Here is a 21,209-nt window from a genome sequence, read left to right as displayed (position 1 = left end):
GGGAGTGAAGGTGTCCGTCCACAGCGATGACTACGCGATCGATCCGGCCGCGGGCAGTCCCGGGGCCCTGGGCGGGCACACCCTGCCCGGGGTGTTCGCCGCGGCCGCCCGGCGCGCGCCCGACGCGGTCGCGCTGGTGGACGGCGGACGCGAACTGACCTGGCGGCAGTGGCAGGCCGAGGTGGCCGCGCTGGCCCGGGTGCTCCAGGAGCTGGGCACCGGCCCGGGCGACGTGGTCGCGGTCCAGCTCCCCAACTGCTGGGAGTACCCGACCGCGCACGTGGCCATCGCCGCCATCGGCGCGGTCATGCTGCCGGTGCACGCCGGCTACGGGCCCGCCGACGTCCGGGCGTTGCTGGGCCGGGTGGACCCGACCGCCGTCCTGCTCGCGCCGGAGGCGGCGGACACCGCCACGGCGCTGGCGGCCGCCGTGCCCTCGCTGCGGGCGGTCCTGATCGCCGGGGACGACGGGCCGACCCCGGAGGAACTGCCCTCCGGGGCACACTCGTTGGCCCGGGCGATGGCCGAGCGGGCAGGGCTGGAGCCGCACCCGGTGGAGGTCCGGCCGGACCAGCCGCTGGTCCTGATCCCCTCCTCCGGCACCACCTCGGCCCGGCCCAAGATCTGCCTGCACAGCCACGACGGGCTGCTCTCCAACACGGCCCCCATCGCCGCGGAGGGCGGCTCCGCCTTCGCCGGGGCGATCCTGGCGGCCTGCCCGCTCACCCACCTGTTCGGCCTCCAGTCGCTGCACACGGCGCTGTTCCGGGCCTGCCCGCAGGTGCTGCTGCGCGGCTGGGACCCCGAGCGCTTCCTCGCCCTGGCCCGGCGCACCGCGCCGAGCGCGGTCTTCGCCGTCCCGGCGCAGCTGCACGACATCGTCGCCGCGCTGGCCCGCGGCGACGAGCCGGCCGGTTTCCGGCCGCACCAGGTGCGCACCGCCGGGGCGGCCATCCCGTCCGCGCTGGCCGCCGACGTCCGGTCGGTGCTCGGGAGCGAGCTGGTGGTGGTCTGGGGCATGTCCGAACTGGGCACCGGCACCCGGACCCTGCCGAACGAGCCGGCCGTCGCGCGCGGCGTCGGACGGCCGACCCCCGGCGCCCGGGTCCGGATCGTCGACCGGGACGGCGCGGAACTGCCCGCGGGCGAGACCGGTGAACTCCAGTACCGCAGCCCGAGCATGTTCCGCGGCTACCACCGGGAGCCCGAACTGACCGGCGCCGTGATCACGGCGGACGGCTGGCTGCGCACCGGCGACCGGGCCAGCCTCGGCCCGGACGGGCAGCTCTCCTTCCACGGCCGGTCGGCGGAACTGATCAACGTTGGCGGGCGCAAGTTCGACGCCACCGAGGTCCAGGAGCTGCTGGCCGCGCTACCGGGCATCGGGCCGCTGGCCGTCGTCGCGCGGCCGGACGCCCGGCTCGGCGAGATCCCCTGCCTGGTGCTCACCCGCGGGGCCGACCCGGGCATCGGGCTGCGGGCCGTGACCGCCTACCTCCAGGGGCGCGGGACCGCCGACTACAAGATCCCGCTGGAGCTGGTCACCGTCGACGAGCTGCCGCGCACCCCGGCCGGGAAGCTGCACCGGCTGGCGCTGGAGCAGTTGGTGGCGCGGGAGCAGCCGGGGGCGCAGGAGTCGGTCGGGGGTTCGGCGGCGGGTTCGGCGGCGGGTTCGGCGGGTTCGGCGGCGGGTCCATCGATCGGGATGCCGGAGGGTGCGGCCGGGCCGGCCCCGCTCGGTTACGGCGAGGCGCTCGACCTGGTGCGCGGGTGCGCGGCCGAGGTGGCGGGCCGCGGCCCGGCCGAGGAGCCGATCGGCCCGGACACCGCGTTCCGCGCGTACGGGCTCGACTCGGTGCGCACCATTCGGCTGCGCAACCTGCTGGTGGAGGCCATCGGCCGGCCGCTGCCGGTCAGCCTGGGCTTCGACCACCCCACCCCGGCCGCCGTCGCCCTGCTGCTCTCCGGCGCGGCCCCCGAGCGGGCGGCAGAGGAACCGGGCGCCGCCTCCGACGAGCCGGTGGCCATCGTCGGCATGGCCTGCCGGCTCCCCGGCGGCATCGCCTCCCCCGACGACCTGTGGACGCTCCTCGCCGACGGCACCCACACCGACTCGGACTTCCCCGCCGACCGTGGCTGGGACCTCGACGGCCTGTTCCACGACGACCCGGAACACCCCGGCACGTCCTACGTCCGCCGAGGCGGATTCCTGGACGGCGCCGGACGGTTCGACGCCGCCTTCTTCGGGTTCTCGCCGCGCGAGGCGCTGGCCGCCGACCCGCAGCAGCGGCTGCTGCTGGAGACGGCGTGGGAGGCGCTGGAGCAGGCCGGCATCGACCCGACCGGGCTGCGCGGCAGCCGGACCGGGGTGTTCACCGGCGCGATGTACCACGACTACGGCGCGGGCGCCCCGGCCGAGTTGGAGGGACTGCTCGGGATCGGCACCGCCGGCAGCGCGCTGGCCGGGCGGATCTCGTACTCCTTCGGTCTGGAGGGCCCGGCGCTCACCGTCGACACCGCGTGCTCCTCCTCGCTCGTCGCGCTGCACCTCGCCTGCCGCTCGCTGCGCTCCGGCGAGTCCTCGCTCGCGCTGGCCGGCGGCGTCGCGGTGATGGCCACCCCGACCTCGTTCGTCGAATTCTCCCGGCTGCGCGGGCTCTCCCCCGACGGCCGCTGCAAGTCCTTCTCGGACGACGCCGACGGCGCCGCCTGGTCGGAGGGCGTCGGCCTGCTCGTCCTGGAACGGCTGAGCGACGCCCGGCGCAACGGGCACCCGGTGCTCGCCCTCGTACGCGGCTCGGCGGTGAACCAGGACGGCGCCTCGAACGGCATCACCGCGCCCAACGGCCCCGCCCAGCAGCGGGTGCTCCGGCGCGCGCTCGCCGACGCGGGCCTCGGCCCCGGCGACCTGGACGCCGTCGAGGCGCACGGCACCGGGACGGCGCTGGGCGACCCGATCGAGGCCCAGGCGCTGCTCGCCGTCCACGGCGGCGCCCGCCCCGCGGACCGGCCGCTGTGGCTGGGGTCGGTCAAGTCCAACCTCGGGCACGCCCAAGCGGCGGCCGGGGTGGCCGGGGTGATCAAGACGGTGCAGGCGCTGCGGCACGGCCTGCTGCCGAGGACGCTGCACGTCACCGAGCCGACCACCCGGGTGGACTGGTCCTCGGGCGCGGTCCGGCTGCTGACCGAGGACCGGCCGTGGCCCCGGGACGCCGACCGGGTGCGGCGGGCGGGGGTGTCCTCGTTCGGGATCAGCGGGACCAATGCGCACGTGGTGCTGGAGGAGGCGCCCGCCGCGGAGCGGCCGGGGGCGGGGCCGGGCGAGCCTGCCGCGGAGGGGCCGGAGCCGGGCGAGCCGGCCGCGTCGCGCCCCGGGGCCGACGGCCCGGTGCCACTGGTGTTCTCGGCCCGGGACGAGCGGGCCCTGCGGGAGCAGGCCGGGCGGCTGGCCGCACACGTCGCCGCCCACCCCGCGCACCCGCTCCCGGACCTCGCCCACGCGCTGGCCACCACCCGCGCCGTGCACCGGGACCGGGCCCTGCTGGTCGGCACCGACCGGTCCGAACTCGTCGACGCACTAAGGCAGTTCGCCGCCGGGGAACCCGGACCGGTGCTCCCGGCCACCGGCCGCCGGGACAGCGGCGGGCGACTCGCCCTCGTCTTCGCCGGGCAGGGCAGCCAGCGGCCCGGCATGGGGCGCGAACTCGCCACCGCCTTCCCGCGGTTCGGCGCCGCACTGGACGAGGTGTGCGCCGTACTCGACCCCCTGCTCACCCGGCCGCTGCGCGCCGCGCTCCACGACGAGCCGGAACTGCTGGACCGCACCGAGTTCACCCAGCCCGCACTGTTCGCCCACGAGGTCGCGCTGTACCGGCTGTTGGAGTCCTGGGGCGTCCGGCCCGACCTGCTGGCCGGGCACTCGGTCGGCGAGCTCGCCGCCGCCCACGTGGCCGGGGTGCTGTCGCTGGCGGACGCCTGCACCCTGGTCGCCGCCCGGGGACGGCTCATGCAGGCCCTCCCGACCGGAGGCGCGATGCTCGCCGTCCGGGCCACCGAGGACGAAGTCCGGCCGTTGCTCGGAGAGTTCGTCTCGCTCGCGGCGGTGAACGGGCCGACATCGGTGGTCGTCTCGGGCACCGAGGCCGCGGTCGCGGCGATCGAGGCGCACTTCGCGGACCGCCGGACCACCCGGCTGCGGGTCTCGCACGCCTTCCACTCCCCGCTGCTGGAACCGGTGTTGGACGAGTTCCGGGGCGTGGTCGAGGGCCTGGCCTTCGCCGCCCCCGCCGTACCCCTGATCTCCGGCGTCACCGGCCTGCCGCTGACCGCCGACCAGGCCCGCGACCCCGGCCACTGGGTCCGGCAGGCCCGCGAACCGGTCCGGTTCCGGGACGCCGTCCTGCGACTGCGCGCCGAACGCGTCGACGCCTACCTGGAACTCGGCCCGGCCACCGCGCTCGCGCCGATGGTCGGCGAGTGCCTGGCCGCCGAGGACGCGGGCCTCGCGGCCGCCGTCCTGACGACCGGTACGAGCGGTACGAGCGGTGTGCCTGGTGTGCCTGGTGCGACGGACCGGGCCGACGAGACCCGGGCGCTGCTCGCCGCCGTCGGCCGCCTGCATCTGCACGGCGTGCCGGTGGACTGGGACGCCGTACTGCCCGGCGCCCGGCCCGCGCCCCTGCCGACGTACCCGTTCCAGCGGCAGACGTACTGGCTCGCGGCCGCCGCACCGCCGCCCGCGGCCATGCCCGTACCGGACGGGCCGTCGGCGCGGCTTCCGGCCGGCCCCGAGGAGCGGGACGGTGTGCTGCGCCGGCTCGTCCTCGCCGAGACCGCGAGCGTGCTCGGCCGCTCCGCCGCCGAACTGGACGCCGCGCAGCCCTTCGCCGCCCTCGGCGTCACCTCCGTCAAGGCGATCGAACTGCGCGAACGGATCGCCGCCGCCACCGGCACCGTGCTCCCGGCCACCCTGGTGTTCGACCACCCGTCCCCGGACGCCGTGGTCCGCGCCGTCGGCGCCCACCTCGCCCGGGGCACCGGGCAGCCCCGGACCGCGGGCGAACTGGTCGACCTGCTGGTTGAGTTGCTCGCCACCGGCGAGACCCTCGACCCGGCCGACGCCACCCGGCTGCGCGAACTCGCCCGGCGCAGCGGCGCGCTGGGCGGGTCGCTCCGCCGGAACGGCGGTTCCGGGACCGAGGCCGGTTCCGGCGTCGGCTCGGCCACCGACGAGGAGCTGTTCCGGCTGATGGACGCCCTCGACTGACCCGCCGCGCCCCACTCAACCCACCATCGCCCTACGGAGATCCGGCCATGACCCCCACGCCCCCGGGCACCGACGACCGCGTGATCGAGGCGGTCGACGTCGGCATGACCTTCGGCGACGTGCGCGCCCTCGACTCGGTCAGCCTCGCCGTCCCCCGGGGCAGCGTGCTGGCCCTGCTCGGCCACAACGGCGCCGGCAAGACCACCCTGGTCAACGTCCTGACCACCGCCCTCGCACCCACCACCGGCCGGGCCAGCGTCGCCGGGTACGACGTCCGCGAGCGACCCACCGAGGTCCGCCGGCGGATCGGCCTCACCGGCCAGTACGCCACCGTCGACGGACGGCTCAGCGGCCGGGACAACCTGCTCCTGCTCGCCGGACTGCTCGGTGCCGGCCGCCGCGCCGCCCGGGCCAGGGCCGACGAACTGCTCGGCCTGTTCGACCTCGGGCACGTCGCCGACCGGCCCGCCCGCGGCTACTCGGGCGGGCTGCGCCGCCGCCTCGACCTGGCCGCGAGCCTGGTCGGCCGGCCCGAGGTGGTGTTCCTCGACGAGCCGACCACCGGCCTGGACCCGGTCAGCCGGCTCGGCCTGTGGGAGATCGTCGAAGGGCTGGTCGCCGAGGGCACCACCGTCCTGCTCACCACCCAGTACCTGGACGAGGCCGACCGGCTCGCCGACTCCATCACCGTGCTCTCCGGCGGCACCGTCGTCGCCGACGGCACCCCCGCCGAACTCAAGGCCCGGGTCGGCCGGCGCACCGTCACCCTCGTCCTGGAACCCTCCGACGACCCGGACCGCGCCGCCCTCGCCCTGCGCGAGGCCGGCTTCGCACCGGTCACCGGCCGGGAGGGCACCGCACTGGTCGTCCCGATCGAGGCCACCCGCGAGGTCGCGGCGGTCGTCCGGGCCCTCGACGGGGTGGGGATCGAGGCCGCCGAGCTGACCTTCGGCGAACCCGGCCTCGAAGACGTCTACCTCGCCCTGGCCCACCGCCCCGACCGTCTCGACCGTTCGGACCGCTCGGAAGGATCCACCCGGTGACCACCCCGACCACCGCGACCGCACCGCCCCCAGGGGCGACGCCCGTCCTGCCCAACCCGCCCGCCTGGCAGGGCAGTTCGCGGCTCACCCAGATCCGCATCCTCACCGGCCGCTCGCTGCGCGCGCTCGTGACCGACCCCGCTGTGCTGCTGTTCGGGCTGCTGCAGCCCGTCATCACCCTGGTGGTGCTCTCCCAGGTGTTCAGCCGGATGGGCCTGCCCCCGCACTTCCCGCCGGACGTCACGTACCTGGACTTCGTGCTGCCCGCCGTCCTGGTGGACAACGCGGTGCAGTCCGCGGTGCAGTCCGGGGTCGGGCTGGTCGAGGACCTCCAGAACGGCATCGTCGCCCGGCTGCGCTGCCTGCCCGTCGCCCCGGGCTCGCTGCTGGTCGCGCGCAGCCTCACCACTCTGGTGCGCGCCGCCGTGCAGGCCGTGATCATCCTGCTGCTGGGCACCCTCGTGCTCGGCTACCACCCGCGCGGCGGGGTGGTCGCGGTCACCGCCTCGATCGGGCTGACCCTGTTCATGAGCTGGGCCCTCGGCTGGCTCTTCATCGCCGCCGCGGCCTGGCTGCGCCGGGCCGAACCCATCCAGAACCTGGCCATCATCGCCGTGCTGCCGCTGATGTTCGCCTCCAGCGCCTACGTCCCCACCGCCGACCTCCCCGACTGGCTCGCCGCGATCGCCGACGTCAACCCGCTCACCTACGCGATCGACACCACCCGCGCCCTGGCCCTCGGCCTCCCCGGCACCAGCTCAGCCATCCCGGCCCTCCTCCTCGGCACCGCCGTCGCCGCCACCGGCGCCTGGCTCGCCACCCGAGGCTTCCGCCGCCCCCTCACCCCCCGCTGACAGGGCATCGGCCCGCGCCGCGCAGGAAGTCGGCCCACCCGACTTCCTGCGCCCACCCCAACCCCGGCCCACCGCACCCCAGGCGCCACGAGCCGCCGCCCACCCACCGCTGACGCCGCACCACCCAAGGCCGTCCTCCGCAGGAAGTCGACCCGTCCGACTTCCCGCGCCCGCCCCAACCCGGGCATGCCCACACCGTTGCCGAGCGCCACCGAGGCCCGGGGCGGCACCGAACTCGAACCCCTCACCCGCCGGGAACCACCCACCCTCCGCTGACGCCGCACCGCCCAAAGCCGCCCTCCGCAGGAAGTCGACCTGTCCGACTTCCTGCGCACCACACCACCCCGCCTCCCGGCCCGCCGCAGGCTCACCACTGCCCAGTGCCCGGCCCGCAAGCCTCAGTTGCCCACGCCACCCCCGCTCACGCCGCAACGCCCACGACCGCCCTGCATAGGAAGACGACCCCGCCGACTTCCTATGCACCGCCGCACCCGCACTGCTGCTCGGCGCCTGGCCCACCACACTCGGCTTCTGGCGACCGACTGCCCCACAGTGGCGGCTGCGCACAGGAAGTCGGCCCATCCGACTTCCTGCGCACCGCCAGACCCGCGCTCCTCCACAACGCCACGCTGACGCCGCACCTCCCGGCCGCCACCGCGCACAGGAAGTCAGCCCGTCCGACGTCCTACGCAGCACACCACCCACCCCGCTGCCCGGGGACGGCACCCAGCCGGCAACTCTCACACCCCCGGCACCGCATCCCCCACGCTCACGCCGCACCACCCATCGCCGCATGCGCAGGAAGTCGGCCCATTCGACTTCCTGCGCGCCACCCCACCCACCCCGCGGTCCGGGGACGGCGCCCACTTCGCGCGGTGCAGCAGGTGCTGCACGCCGGCCGGGGCGCGTGGCAGGGTTCCCTGCATGGTGAGCAGTGGTGATGTGGCGTTGACGGTATGTCCTGAGCTGGCGGATGACGAGCTCGACGAGTTGTTCGGTGCGTCGTGGCCGGGGCACCGGCCGGGGTCGTTCGGGGCGGTGTTGGCCTGGGTCGCGGCGCGTCGAGGGGATCGGCTGGTCGGGTTCGTGAACGTCGCGGGCGACGGCGGGGTGCACGCCTTCATCCTGGACACGACCGTGCACCCCGATGAGCGTCGGCGGGGGCTCGGGGTGCGGCTGGTGCGGGCAGCCGCCGAGGAGGCGCGGGCGCGCGGTGCCGAATGGCTGCACGTGGACTACGAGCCGCAGTTGGAGTCCTTCTACGCCCGGTGCGGGTTCCGGCCGACCGCCGCCGGACTCATGCGGCTGTGAGCGGGGCCGGCGCCGGCCCGGCGGGCGTCACGTTCTGCGGGCCAAGCCGAAGCGTGCTGCCAGCTGATCGGCGAGATCGGTGGCGGGAGTGCTGCCGTCGACCGTGATGGTGTCGAGGCGGTGGTCGTCGGCCTGTCTGCGGACTTCCTCGTCCCAGAGGGCATCTCGGGTGAGGCGCTTGACCAGCATGGTCGCGGGGTCGTTCCTGCCCCAGGTGGCTCTCGCGCGGGCCGGGTCCGCGTAGCGCGCGCCGAGTGCGGCCTGCCGGAACGGGGGTGCGGGCAGGAGGAAGACCGCCTGGTCGGGTCGGCACAGCAGCGGTGCGAGGTGGTTGGGCAGGATCCCGAAGTAGTCCACCAGGACGATGTGATCGGCGGGCATGGCGAGGAGGTCTTCGACGAGGAAGCCGGTCGTCTCTCCGTGCAGGCTCGCCATCGCCCGGAACACCTCCTGTGCGGTGCGGCCCGCCCACATCCCGCCCGGCGGTATGCCACGCATCGCGGCCAGGCGCGGGTGGCGCTGCGGCGTGCATCGCGTCAGCCAGCTGTGCTCCGCGCGGTCGCCGTTGTAGACCTCGACGTCGTACCGGTCGGCCAGTAGGTGGGCGAGCGTGCTCTTGCCGGAGCCCGTACCGCCGGCGAGCCAGCGGACGTGGGCGAGTCGATCGGACAGTTCTCTGCTGGTCTCGGAGTCCGAGGAAGGAGAGGTCACGCGTGCCATGGTCCCGGTCTCCGCCTGAAAATTGCAGTCTTGTTCTTGGGTGGCAGATGACCGACGCTGGAAGAGAGAGAAGACGATCGACGACGGGGAAGACCCATGCAGCTGCCGGACGAGGTCCATGCCGAGATCACGGAGCTGTGCCGGGAGGGCGACACCCTCGCCGGGATGGGCGAGTTCGTCGAGGCCAAGCAGCGCTACGTCGAGGCGCTGCGGTTGCTGCCGGGCGACCCCCGCGACTGGGCGGCCTCGACCTGGATCTACGTCGCGCTCGGGGACGTGCACTTCCGGCTCGGCGTGCACGACCGGGCGTACCGGTGCTTCCACAACGCCGTCCAGTGCCCGGAGGGGCTCGGCAACCCGTACATCCACCTTCGGCTGGGCCAGACCACCTTCGAGCTGGGCGACCACGACCGGGCCGCGGACGAGCTGGTCAGGGCCTACACGGGCGGCGGAGCCGGGATCTTCGACGAGGACGACCCCAAGTACCTCGGGTTCCTGCGGACCCGCGCGGACCTTGAGCGCGTGGGTGGGACGAACTGACGGGTCGGCAGCCCCCCGACTGCCGCCGCGGGTGCGTCAGGAGGCGGTCCGGACGGCGGAGGAGAACAGCGGCCAGCCGTCGTGGTCCGGGCGGCAGGTCACGTCGGTGAAGCACCCCGACTCGCGGAGCAGGGCCGGGACCGTCGCGCCGTGCAGGTGGCCGTGCTCCACCACCAGGACACCGCCCGGCCGCAGCAGGCCGGCCGCCGCCTCCACCACCTGGCGGACCACCCGCAGGCCGTCGGCGCCACCGAACACCGCCTGCCGGGGCTGGTAGCGGCCGAACTCGTCCGGCACCTCGGCCGCGTCCGGCATGAACGGCGGGTTGGCGAGCACCAGGTCGGCCGCGGCGTCCAGTCCGGTCAGTACGCCCGCCCGGGCCGCCTCGCCCTCGTGGACGGTGACCTCGGTGTCGCCGAGCGCGGCGCGCCGGGCCGCGTTGCGGCGGGTGAAGTCCACGGCGACCGGGTCGAATTCGACCGCGTGCACCCGGGCGTCCGGCCGCACGTGGGCGAGGGCCAGCCCGAGCGCGCCCGAGCCCGCGCACAGGTCCACCACCGTCGGACCGGCGATCCCCTCGACGGCCTTCCGGCCGGCCGCCAGCACCAGCTCGCTGTGCACCCGGGGCACGAACACCCCGGGCCCGACCACGAGTTCGAGGTCCGCGAAGACGGCCCGTCCGGTCAGATGGCCGAGCGGTACGCCCTCGGACCTGCGGCGCACCAGCTCCCGCAACCGCCGCACCGCCCGGCCGTCGAGCAGGAGCGCCGGATCCAGCCCCTCCGGCTCCACCCCGAGCACCCGCCCGGCCAACTCCGCCGCCTCGCGCCGCGCCTCCGCCCGCGCCACGCCCCGCAGGGCCGGCACCGCCTCGTCGAGCACGTCCCCGAGCACTGTCGGTCTCATCCTGCGCCTCCCGGCTGTGTGGAGCGGCACCCTCCGCCGCACGTTGCCGCCCACTGTGCGGCCGGGGAGGCTAGGTGAGCTGCCAGAACTGGCGTCCGGAGGGACCCGCTACACCGCCCTGACCCCTTCGGGGAGGGCGGCGACCACGAGGGCGACGGCCTCCTCCGGCGTCTCGGTGCGTGCGATCAGCTCCTGGCCGTCCCACACCCCGTAGCGCCCCTCGTCGTTCGGGCAGACGATGTACCCGACCCGGGACTTCCAGAACTCCTCGACACCGGTGGAGAACCACAGGTTGAAGTGGCTGTTGACCGGCATCAGCCCGCGCAGCACCGGCTGGGCGTACGCCGCCGCCAGCAGGGCGTGGACCCGCGGGAACCGGTCGTACGGCGGCATGTGGACGCGGTCGAGCTTGAGCTGCCACGTCAATTCGACGGCACCGAAAGGCTCCTGCTCGTGGGCGAGGGCCCAGGGCCTGAACCGGACGAACGGGGCGCGCGCCCGGGTCTCCTCCAGTCCCGCGCCGCCCGTCCAGGCCGCCGTCGCCCTGGCCACCTCCGTCAGGTCCCCGGTCTTCCCGAAGGCCAGGCGCGGGCCGTGCTGCTGGAAGCTCACCTCGAAGGCCCCCCGGCGCTCGTCGGGAGGGCACACCGTCACGCGCCGCCCGCCATCGGCGGCGCGGTACTCCGCGAGGCGCCGCCACTCCCGGTCCGACTCGGGCAGCACCAGCCCGAGTTCCTCCGCCGTACGCCCCAACGCGGCGTGCAGCGCCCCGTCCTCGTCCCAGTCGACCTCGTCGTGACCCACCCCGGTGTTCATCGTCCCAGTCTGCCCGAACCGCTCCCACCGTGCGGCCGCGGCCGGTCTGGAAGTCTTACGGAGGCGACGGCTCGTTCGACCGGTGGCCTCCGGCTGTGGATGTGCCTCGCCTCAGCTCGCCGGCCCGAGCCCCTCCGGGAGGGCGGCCACCACGAGGGCGACGGCCTCCTCCGCCGTCTCGGTGCGCGCGATCGGCTCTCCGCGGTTCCACACCCCGTAGCGCCCCTCGTCGTAGGGGAGGAGGACGTGCCCGACCCGGGCCTTCCCGGGCTCCTCGACACTGGTCGAGAACCACAGGTTGTAGTGGCTGTTGACGGGCATCAGCCGGCGCAGCACCGGCTGGGCGTAGGCCGCCGCCAGCACGGCGTGGGCGCGAGGGTGCCGGTCGAACGGCGGCATGTGGATGCGGTCGAGCTTGAGGCTCCAGGTCAACTCGACCTTCCCGAGGGGTTCCTGCTCGTGCGCGAGGGCCCAGGGCCGGAACCGGACGAACGGGGCACGCGCCCGGGTCTCCGCCAGCCCGGCGCCGCCCGTCCACGCCGCCGTCGCCCTGACCACCTCGGCCAGGTCCCCGGTCTTCCCGAAGGCCAGGCGCGGGCCCTTCAGCCGAAAGCCCACCTCGAAGACCTGTCGCCGCCCGCCCCACGGGTACACCGTCACGCGCCGACCGCCGCCCGCGTCGACGTACTCCGCGAGGCTGCCCGACGTCCCGTCCGGCTCGGGCAGCGCGAGCCCGAGCTCCTCCGCCGTGCGCCCCAATGCGGCGCGCAGCGCCCCGTCCTCGTTCCAGTCGACCTTGCCGTGCCCCACCCCGGTGTTCATCGTCCCAGTCTGCCCGAACCGCTCCCGCCGTGCGGCCGTGACCGCCGCGTGCTCGACATGACCGGGGCACGGGCCCGGCCCCGGTCCCGCGCGGGCGGGGCCGGGGCCGGGCGGGGAACGCGGCGGGCCGGTCAGTCGGACAGGCCCAGTTCGTTGTCCAGGAGGGCGAACATCTCGTCGTCCGAGGCCGAGTCGAAGTCGAAGCCCCCCTCGGCCGCGCCAGCCCGGCCGGCGAGCCACTTGGCGCGCAGTACCTCCAGCCGGGCGGCCACCTGGTCGAACAGTTCCTCATCCGAGCCGTCGACCCCGTTCGCGCCGAACGCCTGCTCCAGGCGGTCGAGTTCGGCCAGCAGTGCGGCCGGGCCGGCGGTCGGTTCGGGGGCCAGGCCGAGTCGGTCGAAGAGGTGGTCGGCCAGGTCCGCGACCGTCGGGTGGTCGAAGACCAGGGTGGCGGGCAGTCGCAGGTCCACCAACGCCCCGAGGCGGTTGCGGAGTTCGACCGCCGTCAGCGAGTCCAGGCCGAGGTCCTGGAAGGCCCGCTGCGGATCGACCGCTGACGGCTCGGTGTGCCCGAGGACGGCGGCCACCTGGCGGCGGACCGCCTCCAGCAGCGCCTCGCCGCGTTCGGCGCCCGGCAGTTCGGACAGCTGCCGGACGAACGCGGCGCCGCCGCCCGGCACGCCGTCCGCGCCTGCGGCCGTACCGCGTCGCACCGGCATCCGGACCAGTCCGCGCAGCAGCGGCGGCAGTTCGCCGCGCTGCCGCAGGGCGGCCGGGTCCAGGCGCAGGGGCAGTACGGCGGGCTCGGGGCTCGCCGTGGTGGCGTCGAACAGCGCCAGCCCCAGGTCCGGGGTGAGCGGCGGCAGGCCGGCCCGGGCCAGTCGTTCGGCCTCGGCCGCGGTGAGGGCGCCGGTCATGCCGTCGGTGCCGGTCCACGGGCCCCAGGCCAGCGAGACGGCGGGCAGGCCGAGCGAGCGCCGGTGCCGGGCGAGCGCGTCCAGGAACGCGTTGGCGGCGGCGTAGTTGGCCTGGCCCGGGTTGCCGAGTGTGCCGGCCGCCGAGGAGAACAGCACGAAGGCGGTGAGGTCCAGGCCCTCGGTGGCGCGGTGCAGGTGCCATGCGGCGTCCGCCTTGGGCCGAAGGACCCCGGAGATCCGCTCGGGCGTGAGGGAGCCGACCGTCGCGTCGTCCAGGACGCCCGCGGTGTGCACCACCGCGCGGATGTCGTGGCGGGCGAACAGGCCGCCGACAGCGGCCCCGTCGGCCACGTCGCAGGCCTCGACCACGGCCTCGGCGCCCAGCCCCGCCAGTTCGGCGACCAGCTCGGCCACGCCCTCCGCGGCGGCGCCGCTGCGGCTGACCAGCAGCAGGCTGCGCACGCCGTGCTCGGCGGCCAGGTGCCGGGCCACCAGGCGGCCGAGACCGCCGGTGCCGCCGGTGACCAGCACCGTGCCGTCGGTCGGCCAGCTCGGGGAGGTGCTCGGGAGCTCCTCCCGGACCAGTCGGGCGACGAACAACTCTCCGTCACGGAGCAGGAGTTGCGGTTCGTCGACACCGAGTACGGCGGGCCGGAACCCGGTCTCGCCGGGGGCGAGGTCGAGCAGGCCGAACCGGCCCGGCTCCTCCGAGGCCGCCGATCGCACCAGGCCCCAGGCGGCGGCCCCGGCGAGGTCGCCGCCGGACACCGCACCCCGGGTGACGAGGACCAGCCGGGCGGCGGCGAACGCGTCGTGCGCGAGCCAGGTCTGCGCCATGTCGAGGACGGCGGCCGTCCGCTCGTGCACCGACTCGGCGCCGCCGACCGGGAGTTCGGCGACCACGACGCCGGGAAGATCGGATCCTGCGGCCTGCAGGGCCAGCTCGGTCAAGGCCTGCGCGGTCGGCTCGACGGAGACGAAGGCGAGCTCCGCCTCGTCCGACGGCTGCACCGGCACCCAGTCGACCCGGAACAGCGCGTCGTGGCCCGCCGGTCGGGCGGCGGCGCCCAGCTGCTCGGCGGTGACCGGCCGGACCGCGAGCGAGCCCACCGAGGCCACCGGGCGCCCGTCCGCGTCCACCGCGGCCAGCGCCAGTCCCCCGGACGCGGACGGCGTCAGCCGGACCCGGAGCGCGGACGCGCCGGAGGCGTGCAGTGCGACGTCCTCCCAGGCGAACGGCACCCCGGCGCCACCGCCGTCGCCGTTCCCGCCGCCCGCGGCGAGCGTGTGCAGGCAGGCGTCGAACAGGGCCGGGTGCAGGCCGTACGCGCCGCCCTCGACGTCCTCGGGCAGGGCGACCTCGGCGTACAGCTCCTCGCCGTGCCGCCAGGCGGCCCGCAGGCCCTGGAAGGCCGGTCCGTAGCCGAAGCCGGCCTCGGCCAGGCCCTCGTACAGGCCGGTCAGGTCCAGCGCCTCGGCACCGGCGGGCGGCCAGACGGAGGCGTCGAACGCCGCCGGTGCCGCGCCCGTCCCGAGGACACCGCTCGCGTGCAGGGTCCACGGCTGCAGGCCGCCCGAGGCCGGGCGGGAGTGCACGGTCACGGGCCGCCGGCCCGCGTCGTCCGGCGCCCCGACGGCGAGTTGGAGCTGTACGGTGCCCGTCCCGGGCAGCACCAGCGGCGCGGCGAGGGTCAGTTCCTCGACCCGGTCGCAGCCGACCTCGTCCCCGGCCCGGACGGCCAGCTCGACCAGCGCCGTGCCCGGCACCAGGACCGAACCCAGCACCACGTGGTCCCCGGCCCAGGGGTGGGAGCGGGTCGACAGGCGGCCGGTGAACAGCACGCCGTCGCTGTCGGCCAGCTCCAAGGAGCCGGTGAGCAGCGGGTGTTCGGCGTTCTTGAGGCCGGCGGACTCGGCTCCCCGGCCGACGGGCAGCCCGGTCGGCCAGTAGTCCCGGTGTTCGAAGGCGTAGGTCGGGAGGTCGGGAAGGTGCCGGGCACCGGCTCCGGCGAGCAGCGCGCGCCAGTCGACCGTCGTGCCGTGCACGTGGAGGTGGGCGAGGGCTTCCACGAGGGTGTGTTCCTCGGCCCGGTTCCGGCGGGCCGCCGGGACGGTGACGGTGTCGTCGGCCTCGGGGAGCGCGCTCGCGGTGAGGGCGGTGAGGACGGCGTCGGGGCCGAGTTCGAGGTACCGGCGCACGCCGGCCTCGTGCAGGGTGCGGATGCCGTCGGCGAAGCGGACGGCCTCGCGGACGTGGCGCACCCAGTAGTCGGGTGTCCGGAGGTCGTGAGCGACCTCGCCGGTGAGGTTGGAGACGACGGGGATCGACGGGGCGTGGTAGGTCAGGCCGTTGAGGACCGTGCGGAAGTCGTCGAGCATCGGGTCCATCAGCGGGGAGTGGAAGGCGTGGGAGACCCGAAGGCGGGTCGTCCGGCGGTCCGAGAAGTGCGCCTCGATCGACGCGACGGCCTCCTCCGTGCCGGAGACGACGACGGAGGTCGGGCCGTTGACGGCGGCGATCGAGACGAACTCGCCGAGCAGCGGTAGGACTTCGTCCTCCGTGGCCTGCACCGCAAGCATCGCCCCGCCGGACGGCAGGGCCTGCATCAGCCGACCCCGCGCCGCCACCAGGGCGCAGGCATCGGCCAGGGCAAACACCCCGGCCACGTGCGCGGCCGCGATCTCGCCGATCGAGTGCCCCGCCACGAACTCCGGCCGCACCCCCAGCGATTCGACGAGTCGGAACAGCGCGACCTCGATGGCGAACAGCCCGGCCTGGGCGTAGTCGGTCCGGTTCAGCAGTTCCTCGTCCTCGCCCCACATGACCTCCCGCAGCGGCAGCTCGAACTGCTCGCACACCGCGTCGAAGGCCTCGGCGAACACCGGGAACCGGCCGTACAACTCCCGCCCCATCCCGAGCCGTTGCGAGCCCTGGCCGGAGAACAGGAACGCACTCCTGCCCTCGGCCGCCGTTCCCCGCGCCACCTCGACACCGTCCACCAGCACCGCGCGGTGCGGGAAGCCCGAGCGCCCGGCCAGCGTGAACGCCACATCGGTGGAGGGGAGTTCGGCCGCCTCGGCGAGCCGGTCCAGCTGGAGGTCGAGCGCCGCCTCCGACTTGGCGGACACCACCCACGGCACCAAGCCGTCGACCGCAGCGGCTTCCGCCGACGCCACCGGCTCCGGCTGTTCCAGGATCACGTGGGCGTTGGTGCCGCTGATCCCGAAGGAGGACACACCGGCCCGACGCGGGTGGTCGGTGTCCGGCCACGCGGCGCCCTCGGTCAGCAGCTCGACCGCGCCCGCCGTCCAGTCGACGTGCGAGGACGGCGCGTCCACGTGCAGTGTGCGGGGAAGCGTCCCGTGCTGCATCGCCAGCACCATCTTGATCACGCCCGCCACACCGGCCGCCGCCTGGGCGTGTCCGATGTTCGACTTGATCGAGCCCAGGAACAGGGGCAGTTCACGGTCCTGGCCGTAGGTGGCGATCAGCGCCTGTGCCTCGATCGGGTCACCCAGCGTCGTCCCGGTGCCGTGCGCCTCGACGGCGTCGACGTCAGCCGTCGACAGCCCGGCACTCGCCAGCGCCTGCCGGATCACCCGCTGCTGCGAGGGCCCGTTCGGCGCGGTCAGACCGTTCGACGCGCCGTCCTGATTGACGGCCGACCCGCGCAGCACCGCGAGCACCTGGTGCCCGTTGCGGCGGGCGTCCGACAGCCGCTCCAGCACGACCATGCCGACACCCTCACCCCAGCCCACCCCGTCCGCCGCCTCCGCGAAGGCCTTGCTGCGACCGTCGGCGGCCAGGCCGCGCTGGCGGGAGAACTCGACGAAGGTCGCCGGGGTGGACATCACCGTGACACCGCCGGCCAGCGCCAGCGAGCACTCGCCGCCGCGCAGGGCCTGAGCAGCCAGGTGCATCGCCACCAGCGAGGAGGAGCACGCGGTGTCGACCGTCACCGCCGGGCCCTCCAGGCCCAGCGTGTACGACACCCGGCCCGAGGCCACGCTCCCCGCGCTGCCGCTGCCCTGGTGGCCTTCGAACTCGCCGCCACCGAGCAGATTGGCGTAGTCGGCGTACATCACGCCCGCGAACACGCCCGTCCGGCTGCCGCGCAGCGACACCGGGTCGATGCCCGCCCGCTCGAACGCCTCCCAGGAGGTCTCCAACAGCAGCCGCTGCTGGGCGTCCGTGGCCAGCGCCTCCCGCGGGCTCATCCCGAAGAAGCCGGCGTCGAACGCGGCCGCCTCGCGCAGGAACCCGCCGGTCCGGGTGTAGGAGGTGCCGGCGTGGTCGGGGTCCGGGTCGTACAGCGTCTCGACGTCCCAACCGCGGTCCGCCGGGAAGTCCGACACCGCGTCCACCCCGTCGGCCACCAGGCGCCAGAGGTCCTCGGGCGAGGCGACGCCGCCGGGGTAGCGGCAGGCCATGCCGACGATCACGATCGGATCGTCCGACGGCACGGGCAGCACGGCCGGGAGTTCCGTCGTCCGCTCGGCGCCGAACATGCCCTCCAGCAGGAAACCGGCCAGGGCGTGGGCGGTCGGGTAGTCGAACACCACCGTGGCCGACAGCTGGAGACCGGTCACCGACCGCAGCCGGTTGCGCAGTTCCACCGCCGTCAGCGAGTCGAAGCCGAGGTCCTGGAACGCCCGCGACGGGTCGACCGTCGACCGGCTCTCGTGGTCCAGCACCAGGGCGATCTGGTCGCGCACCAGGTCGAGGACGGCCGCGTGACGTTCCTCCGCGCCCAGGCCCGAGAGCCGCCGGGTCAGGTCGGTCGCGGCGGGAGCCGCGGCCGCCCGGCGCACCGGGGTCCGGACCAGGCCGCGCAGCAGGGCGGGGACCTCGCCCCGGTCACGCAGGGTGGGCAGGTCGAGCCGGACCGGCAGGACGACCGGCTCGACGGTGGCGACCGCCGCGTCGAACAGTGCCAACCCGTGCTCCGGGTCGAACGGCGGCACCCCGGCCCGGGTCATCCGGACCCGCTCGGTGTCGGTGAGGGTGCCGGTCATCCCGGCGACCCCGGACCACGGGCCCCAGGCCAGCGAGACCGCCGGCCGGCCCTGCGCACGACGGTGCGCCGCCAGGGCATCCAGGTAGGCGTTGCCCGCCGCATAGGCGGCCTGGCCCGCACTGCCGAAGGTGCCGGCCATGGAGGAGAACAGGACGAAGACCTCGGCGCTCTCCGCCGCCCGGTGCAGGTTCCACGCCGCGTCCGCCTTCGGACGCAGCACCGCCGACAGCCGCTCGGGAGTCAGCGAACCGACCACACCGTCGTCCAGCACCCCGGCCGTGTGCACGACCCCACGGATCTCGTGCCGGGCGAACACCTCGGCGACGGCGTCCTCATCGGCCACATCGCAGGCCTCGACGGCCGCCTCAGCTCCCAACTCCGCCAGCTCGGCCAGCAGTTCGTCGACACCCTCGGCGGCCGGGCCGCGCCGGCTCACCAGCAGCAGGCTGCGCACACCGTGCTCGCCCGCCAGATGCCGCGCCACCAGCCGGCCCAGGCCGCCCGTGCCACCGGTGACCAGGACCGTGCCCTCGCTCGGCCACACCGGACGCTCGGAACCGGGGGCCGTCCGAGCGAGCCTGGGGGTGAGCAACTCACCGTCATGGAACAACAGTTGCGGCTCGTCAACGCCCAGGGCGGAGGGCAGGTCCCCCTCCCCCGCAAGGTCCACCAGACCGAACCGGCCCGGCTCCTCCGTCTGCGCCGACCGCACCAGCCCCCACACAGCGGCTCCGGCGAGGTCGTCGCCGCCCACGGCGCCGCGCGTCACGAAGACCAGCCGGGAGGCGGCGAACCGCTCCTCCGCCAGCCAGCCCTGCACCAACTCCAGGGCCCACGCCGACCGCTCGTGCACGCCGGAGCCGGCGTCCGATCGGACCACCACCACCGGCGGCACCTCCCCCGGCACCTCCGCCAGCGAAGCCACCTCCACGAACGAGGCGGACACCGGCTCCACCGGCACCCAGTCCACCCGGAAGAGCTCGTCCCGGCCCACCCGCGGCGCGCCCGCGAGCTGCTCGGCCGCGATCGGCCGCACCGTCAGCGCGCCGACCGACGCGACCGGCCTGCCCTCGGCATCGGCCACGGACAGCGCCGACGCGCCGGTGGCCGTACGGCTCAGCCGCACCCGAACCGCCGACGCCCCGGAGGCGTGCAGCGCCACGTTCTCCCAGGCGAACGGCACTCCGCCGCTCCCCTCGCCCGACCCGGCCAGCGCGAAGCCGTGCAGGCAGGCGTCGAACAGCGCCGGGTGCAGACCAAAACCCGCGCCCTCGGTGCCCTCGGGCAGGGAGACCTCGGCGTACAGCTCCTCACCACGCCGCCAGGCCGCCCGCAGGCCCCGGAACGCCGGACCGTACCCGAACCCGGCCTCCGCCAGCCCCTCGTACAGACCGGACAGGTCCAGCGCCTCGGCACCGACCGGCGGCCACACCGAGGCATCGAACACCACCGGTACCGCGCCCGTCCCCAGCACACCACTCGCGTGCAGGGTCCAGACCGGGTCCGGGCCGGTGTCCGCCGTGGAGTGGATGCCGACGGCGCGACGGCCGGACTCGTCCGGCTCGGCCAGCCGTACCTGGAGGCGGACCGCGCCATCCGCCGGGAGCACCAGCGGTGCGTGCATCGTCAGTTCCTCGACCAGGTCGCAGCCGGCCTCGTCCCCGGCGCGGACGGCCAGTTCCACCAGCGCCGTACCCGGCACCAGCACCGACCCCTGCACCACATGGTCCGCCAGCCACCCGTGCATCGCCGCCGACAGGCGGCCGGTGAACACCAGGCCGGCGGAGTCGGCCAGTTCGAGCGAGCCGGTGAGCAGCGGGTGCCCGGCGTCCCGGAGGCCGGCGGACTCGGCCGAGGGCAGGAACGCCGGGGCGTCCGTCCAGAACCGGCGGTGCTGGAAGGCGTAGGTCGGCAGGGTGATCCGGCGCGCGCCCGTCCCGGCGTGGAGGACGGACCAGTCCACCGGTGCGCCGAGCACGTGGAGACGCGCCAGGGCCTCGACGAAGGTCCGCTCCTCGCCGTGTCCGCGGCGGAGCGTCGCGACCGGGACGGCCTCGCCGTCGGGCAGCGCGCTCGCGGTGAGGGCGGTGAGAACGGCGTCGGGGCCGAGCTCCAGGAACCGGCGGACGCCGGCGGCGTGCAAGGTGCGGATCCCGTCGGCGAAGCGGACGGCCTCGCGGACGTGGCGCACCCAGTAATCGGGCGACTGCAGGTCCTCGGCGATCCCACCGGTCAGGTTGGAGACGACGGGGATCGAAGGCGCCTGGAACGTCAGGCCGTTGAGGACCGCGCGGAAGTCGTCCAGCATCGGGTCCATCAGCGGCGAGTGGAAGGCGTGCGAGACCCGCAGGCGGGTGGTCTTCCGGTCGGCGAAGTGCGCCTCGATCGCCGCGACGGCCTCCTCCGCACCGGAGACGACCACGGAGGTCGGCCCGTTGACGGCGGCTATCGACACCAACTCGTCCAGCAGCGGCCGGACTTCCTCCTCCGTGGCCTGCACCGCGAGCATCGCCCCGCCGGAGGGCAGCGCCTGCATCAACCGGCCCCGCGCCGCCACCAATGCACACGCGTCGGCCAGCGAGAACACCCCGGCCACGTAGGCGGCCGCGATCTCGCCGATCGAGTGCCCGGCCACGAACTCCGGCCGCACACCCAGCGACTCGACCAACCGGAACAACGCCACCTCGACCGCGAACAACCCCGCCTGGGCGAACTCCGTCCGGTTCAGCAGCTCCTCGTCCTCGCCCCACACCACCTCCCGCACCGGCACGTCCAGCACGGCGCACACCGCGTCGAAGGCCTCGGCGAACACCGGGAACCGGCCGTACAACTCTCGCCCCATGCCCAGCCGTTGCGACCCCTGCCCGGAGAACAGGAACGCGGTCCGTCCGCCCGTGGCGACACCGCCCGGCTCCCGGCCGTCGGCGATCGCCCGCAGGCCGGACAGGAGTTCCGCCGCCCCGTCGCCGACCACCGCCGCGCGGTGTTCGAGCGCG

General features: G+C 75.2%; 10 protein-coding genes (1 of these 10 running past the window's edge). 5 read left to right on the top strand and 5 right to left on the bottom strand.

Going from position 1 to position 21,209, the window contains the following annotated elements:
- Positions 1-10 precede the first annotated feature (10 nt).
- From ABTZ03_RS16210 to ABTZ03_RS16195, 4 genes are all read left to right on the top strand, one after another.
- A complete protein-coding gene (locus ABTZ03_RS16210; protein WP_350513601.1) occupies positions 11-5,266 on the top strand; it encodes a type I polyketide synthase in 5,256 nt (1,751 codons plus the stop codon).
- A gap of 47 nt (positions 5,267-5,313) precedes the next feature.
- Complete coding sequence (locus ABTZ03_RS16205; RefSeq protein WP_350513600.1) at positions 5,314-6,309, top strand: ATP-binding cassette domain-containing protein; 996 nt, start codon at positions 5,314-5,316, stop codon at positions 6,307-6,309.
- Complete coding sequence (locus ABTZ03_RS16200; protein WP_350513599.1) at positions 6,306-7,163, top strand: ABC transporter permease; 858 nt, start codon at positions 6,306-6,308, stop codon at positions 7,161-7,163. The genes ABTZ03_RS16205 and ABTZ03_RS16200 overlap by 4 nt, the downstream gene beginning before the upstream one ends.
- 924 nt (positions 7,164-8,087) lie before the next feature.
- Positions 8,088-8,474 (top strand): GNAT family N-acetyltransferase, encoded by a 387-nt coding sequence (locus ABTZ03_RS16195; RefSeq protein ID WP_350513598.1) that lies wholly within the window; start codon positions 8,088-8,090, stop codon positions 8,472-8,474.
- A 27-nt stretch (positions 8,475-8,501) separates the two neighbouring features.
- Here the strand turns inward: ABTZ03_RS16195 and ABTZ03_RS16190 are convergent, their stop codons facing one another.
- Positions 8,502-9,185: a hypothetical protein gene (locus ABTZ03_RS16190; protein WP_350513597.1), complete on the bottom strand. Its 684-nt coding sequence runs from the start codon at positions 9,183-9,185 to the stop codon at positions 8,502-8,504.
- A 105-nt stretch (positions 9,186-9,290) separates the two neighbouring features.
- On the opposite strand from ABTZ03_RS16190, the gene ABTZ03_RS16185 reads away from it, so the two are divergent.
- On the top strand, positions 9,291-9,734 hold the full coding sequence (locus tag ABTZ03_RS16185; protein ID WP_350513596.1) for a tetratricopeptide repeat protein: 444 nt from the start codon (positions 9,291-9,293) through the stop codon (positions 9,732-9,734).
- Between the two features lie 36 nt (positions 9,735-9,770).
- Here the strand turns inward: ABTZ03_RS16185 and ABTZ03_RS16180 are convergent, their stop codons facing one another.
- From ABTZ03_RS16180 to ABTZ03_RS16165, 4 genes are all read right to left on the bottom strand, one after another.
- A complete protein-coding gene (locus tag ABTZ03_RS16180) occupies positions 9,771-10,640 on the bottom strand; it encodes a N5-glutamine methyltransferase family protein (protein WP_350513595.1) in 870 nt (289 codons plus the stop codon).
- A 108-nt stretch (positions 10,641-10,748) separates the two neighbouring features.
- Positions 10,749-11,456: a DUF6193 family natural product biosynthesis protein gene (locus tag ABTZ03_RS16175; protein ID WP_350513594.1), complete on the bottom strand. Its 708-nt coding sequence runs from the start codon at positions 11,454-11,456 to the stop codon at positions 10,749-10,751.
- Positions 11,457-11,567: 111 nt separating this feature from the next.
- Positions 11,568-12,278: a DUF6193 family natural product biosynthesis protein gene (locus ABTZ03_RS16170; protein WP_350513593.1), complete on the bottom strand. Its 711-nt coding sequence runs from the start codon at positions 12,276-12,278 to the stop codon at positions 11,568-11,570.
- A 131-nt stretch (positions 12,279-12,409) separates the two neighbouring features.
- Positions 12,410-21,209: the 3' portion of an SDR family NAD(P)-dependent oxidoreductase gene (locus tag ABTZ03_RS16165; protein WP_350513592.1), read on the bottom strand. It continues 21,716 nt past the right edge of the window; only the last 8,800 of its 30,516 coding nucleotides appear in the window; its start codon lies off the right edge, out of view — the gene reads right to left on this strand; its stop codon occupies positions 12,410-12,412.

It is taken from the genome of Kitasatospora sp. NPDC096077 (genome assembly GCF_040303245.1).
GTDB lineage: Bacteria > Actinomycetota > Actinomycetes > Streptomycetales > Streptomycetaceae > Kitasatospora.
Note: the sequence above shows the minus strand (reverse complement) of the source record. Positions and strands in the feature narration are given on the sequence as shown.

What these genes read in the sequence shown, in the direction of transcription:
- ABTZ03_RS16205 (WP_350513600.1), top strand. Translation starts at nt 5,314, where the DNA reads ATGACCCCCACGCCCCCGGGCACCGACGACCGCGTGATCGAGGCGGTC.
- ABTZ03_RS16180 (WP_350513595.1), bottom strand. Translation starts at nt 10,640, where the DNA reads ATGAGACCGACAGTGCTCGGGGACGTGCTCGACGAGGCGGTGCCGGCC.
- ABTZ03_RS16170 (WP_350513593.1), bottom strand. Translation starts at nt 12,278, where the DNA reads ATGAACACCGGGGTGGGGCACGGCAAGGTCGACTGGAACGAGGACGGG.
- ABTZ03_RS16175 (WP_350513594.1), bottom strand. Translation starts at nt 11,456, where the DNA reads ATGAACACCGGGGTGGGTCACGACGAGGTCGACTGGGACGAGGACGGG.
- ABTZ03_RS16185 (WP_350513596.1), top strand. Translation starts at nt 9,291, where the DNA reads ATGCAGCTGCCGGACGAGGTCCATGCCGAGATCACGGAGCTGTGCCGG.
- ABTZ03_RS16195 (WP_350513598.1), top strand. Translation starts at nt 8,088, where the DNA reads ATGGTGAGCAGTGGTGATGTGGCGTTGACGGTATGTCCTGAGCTGGCG.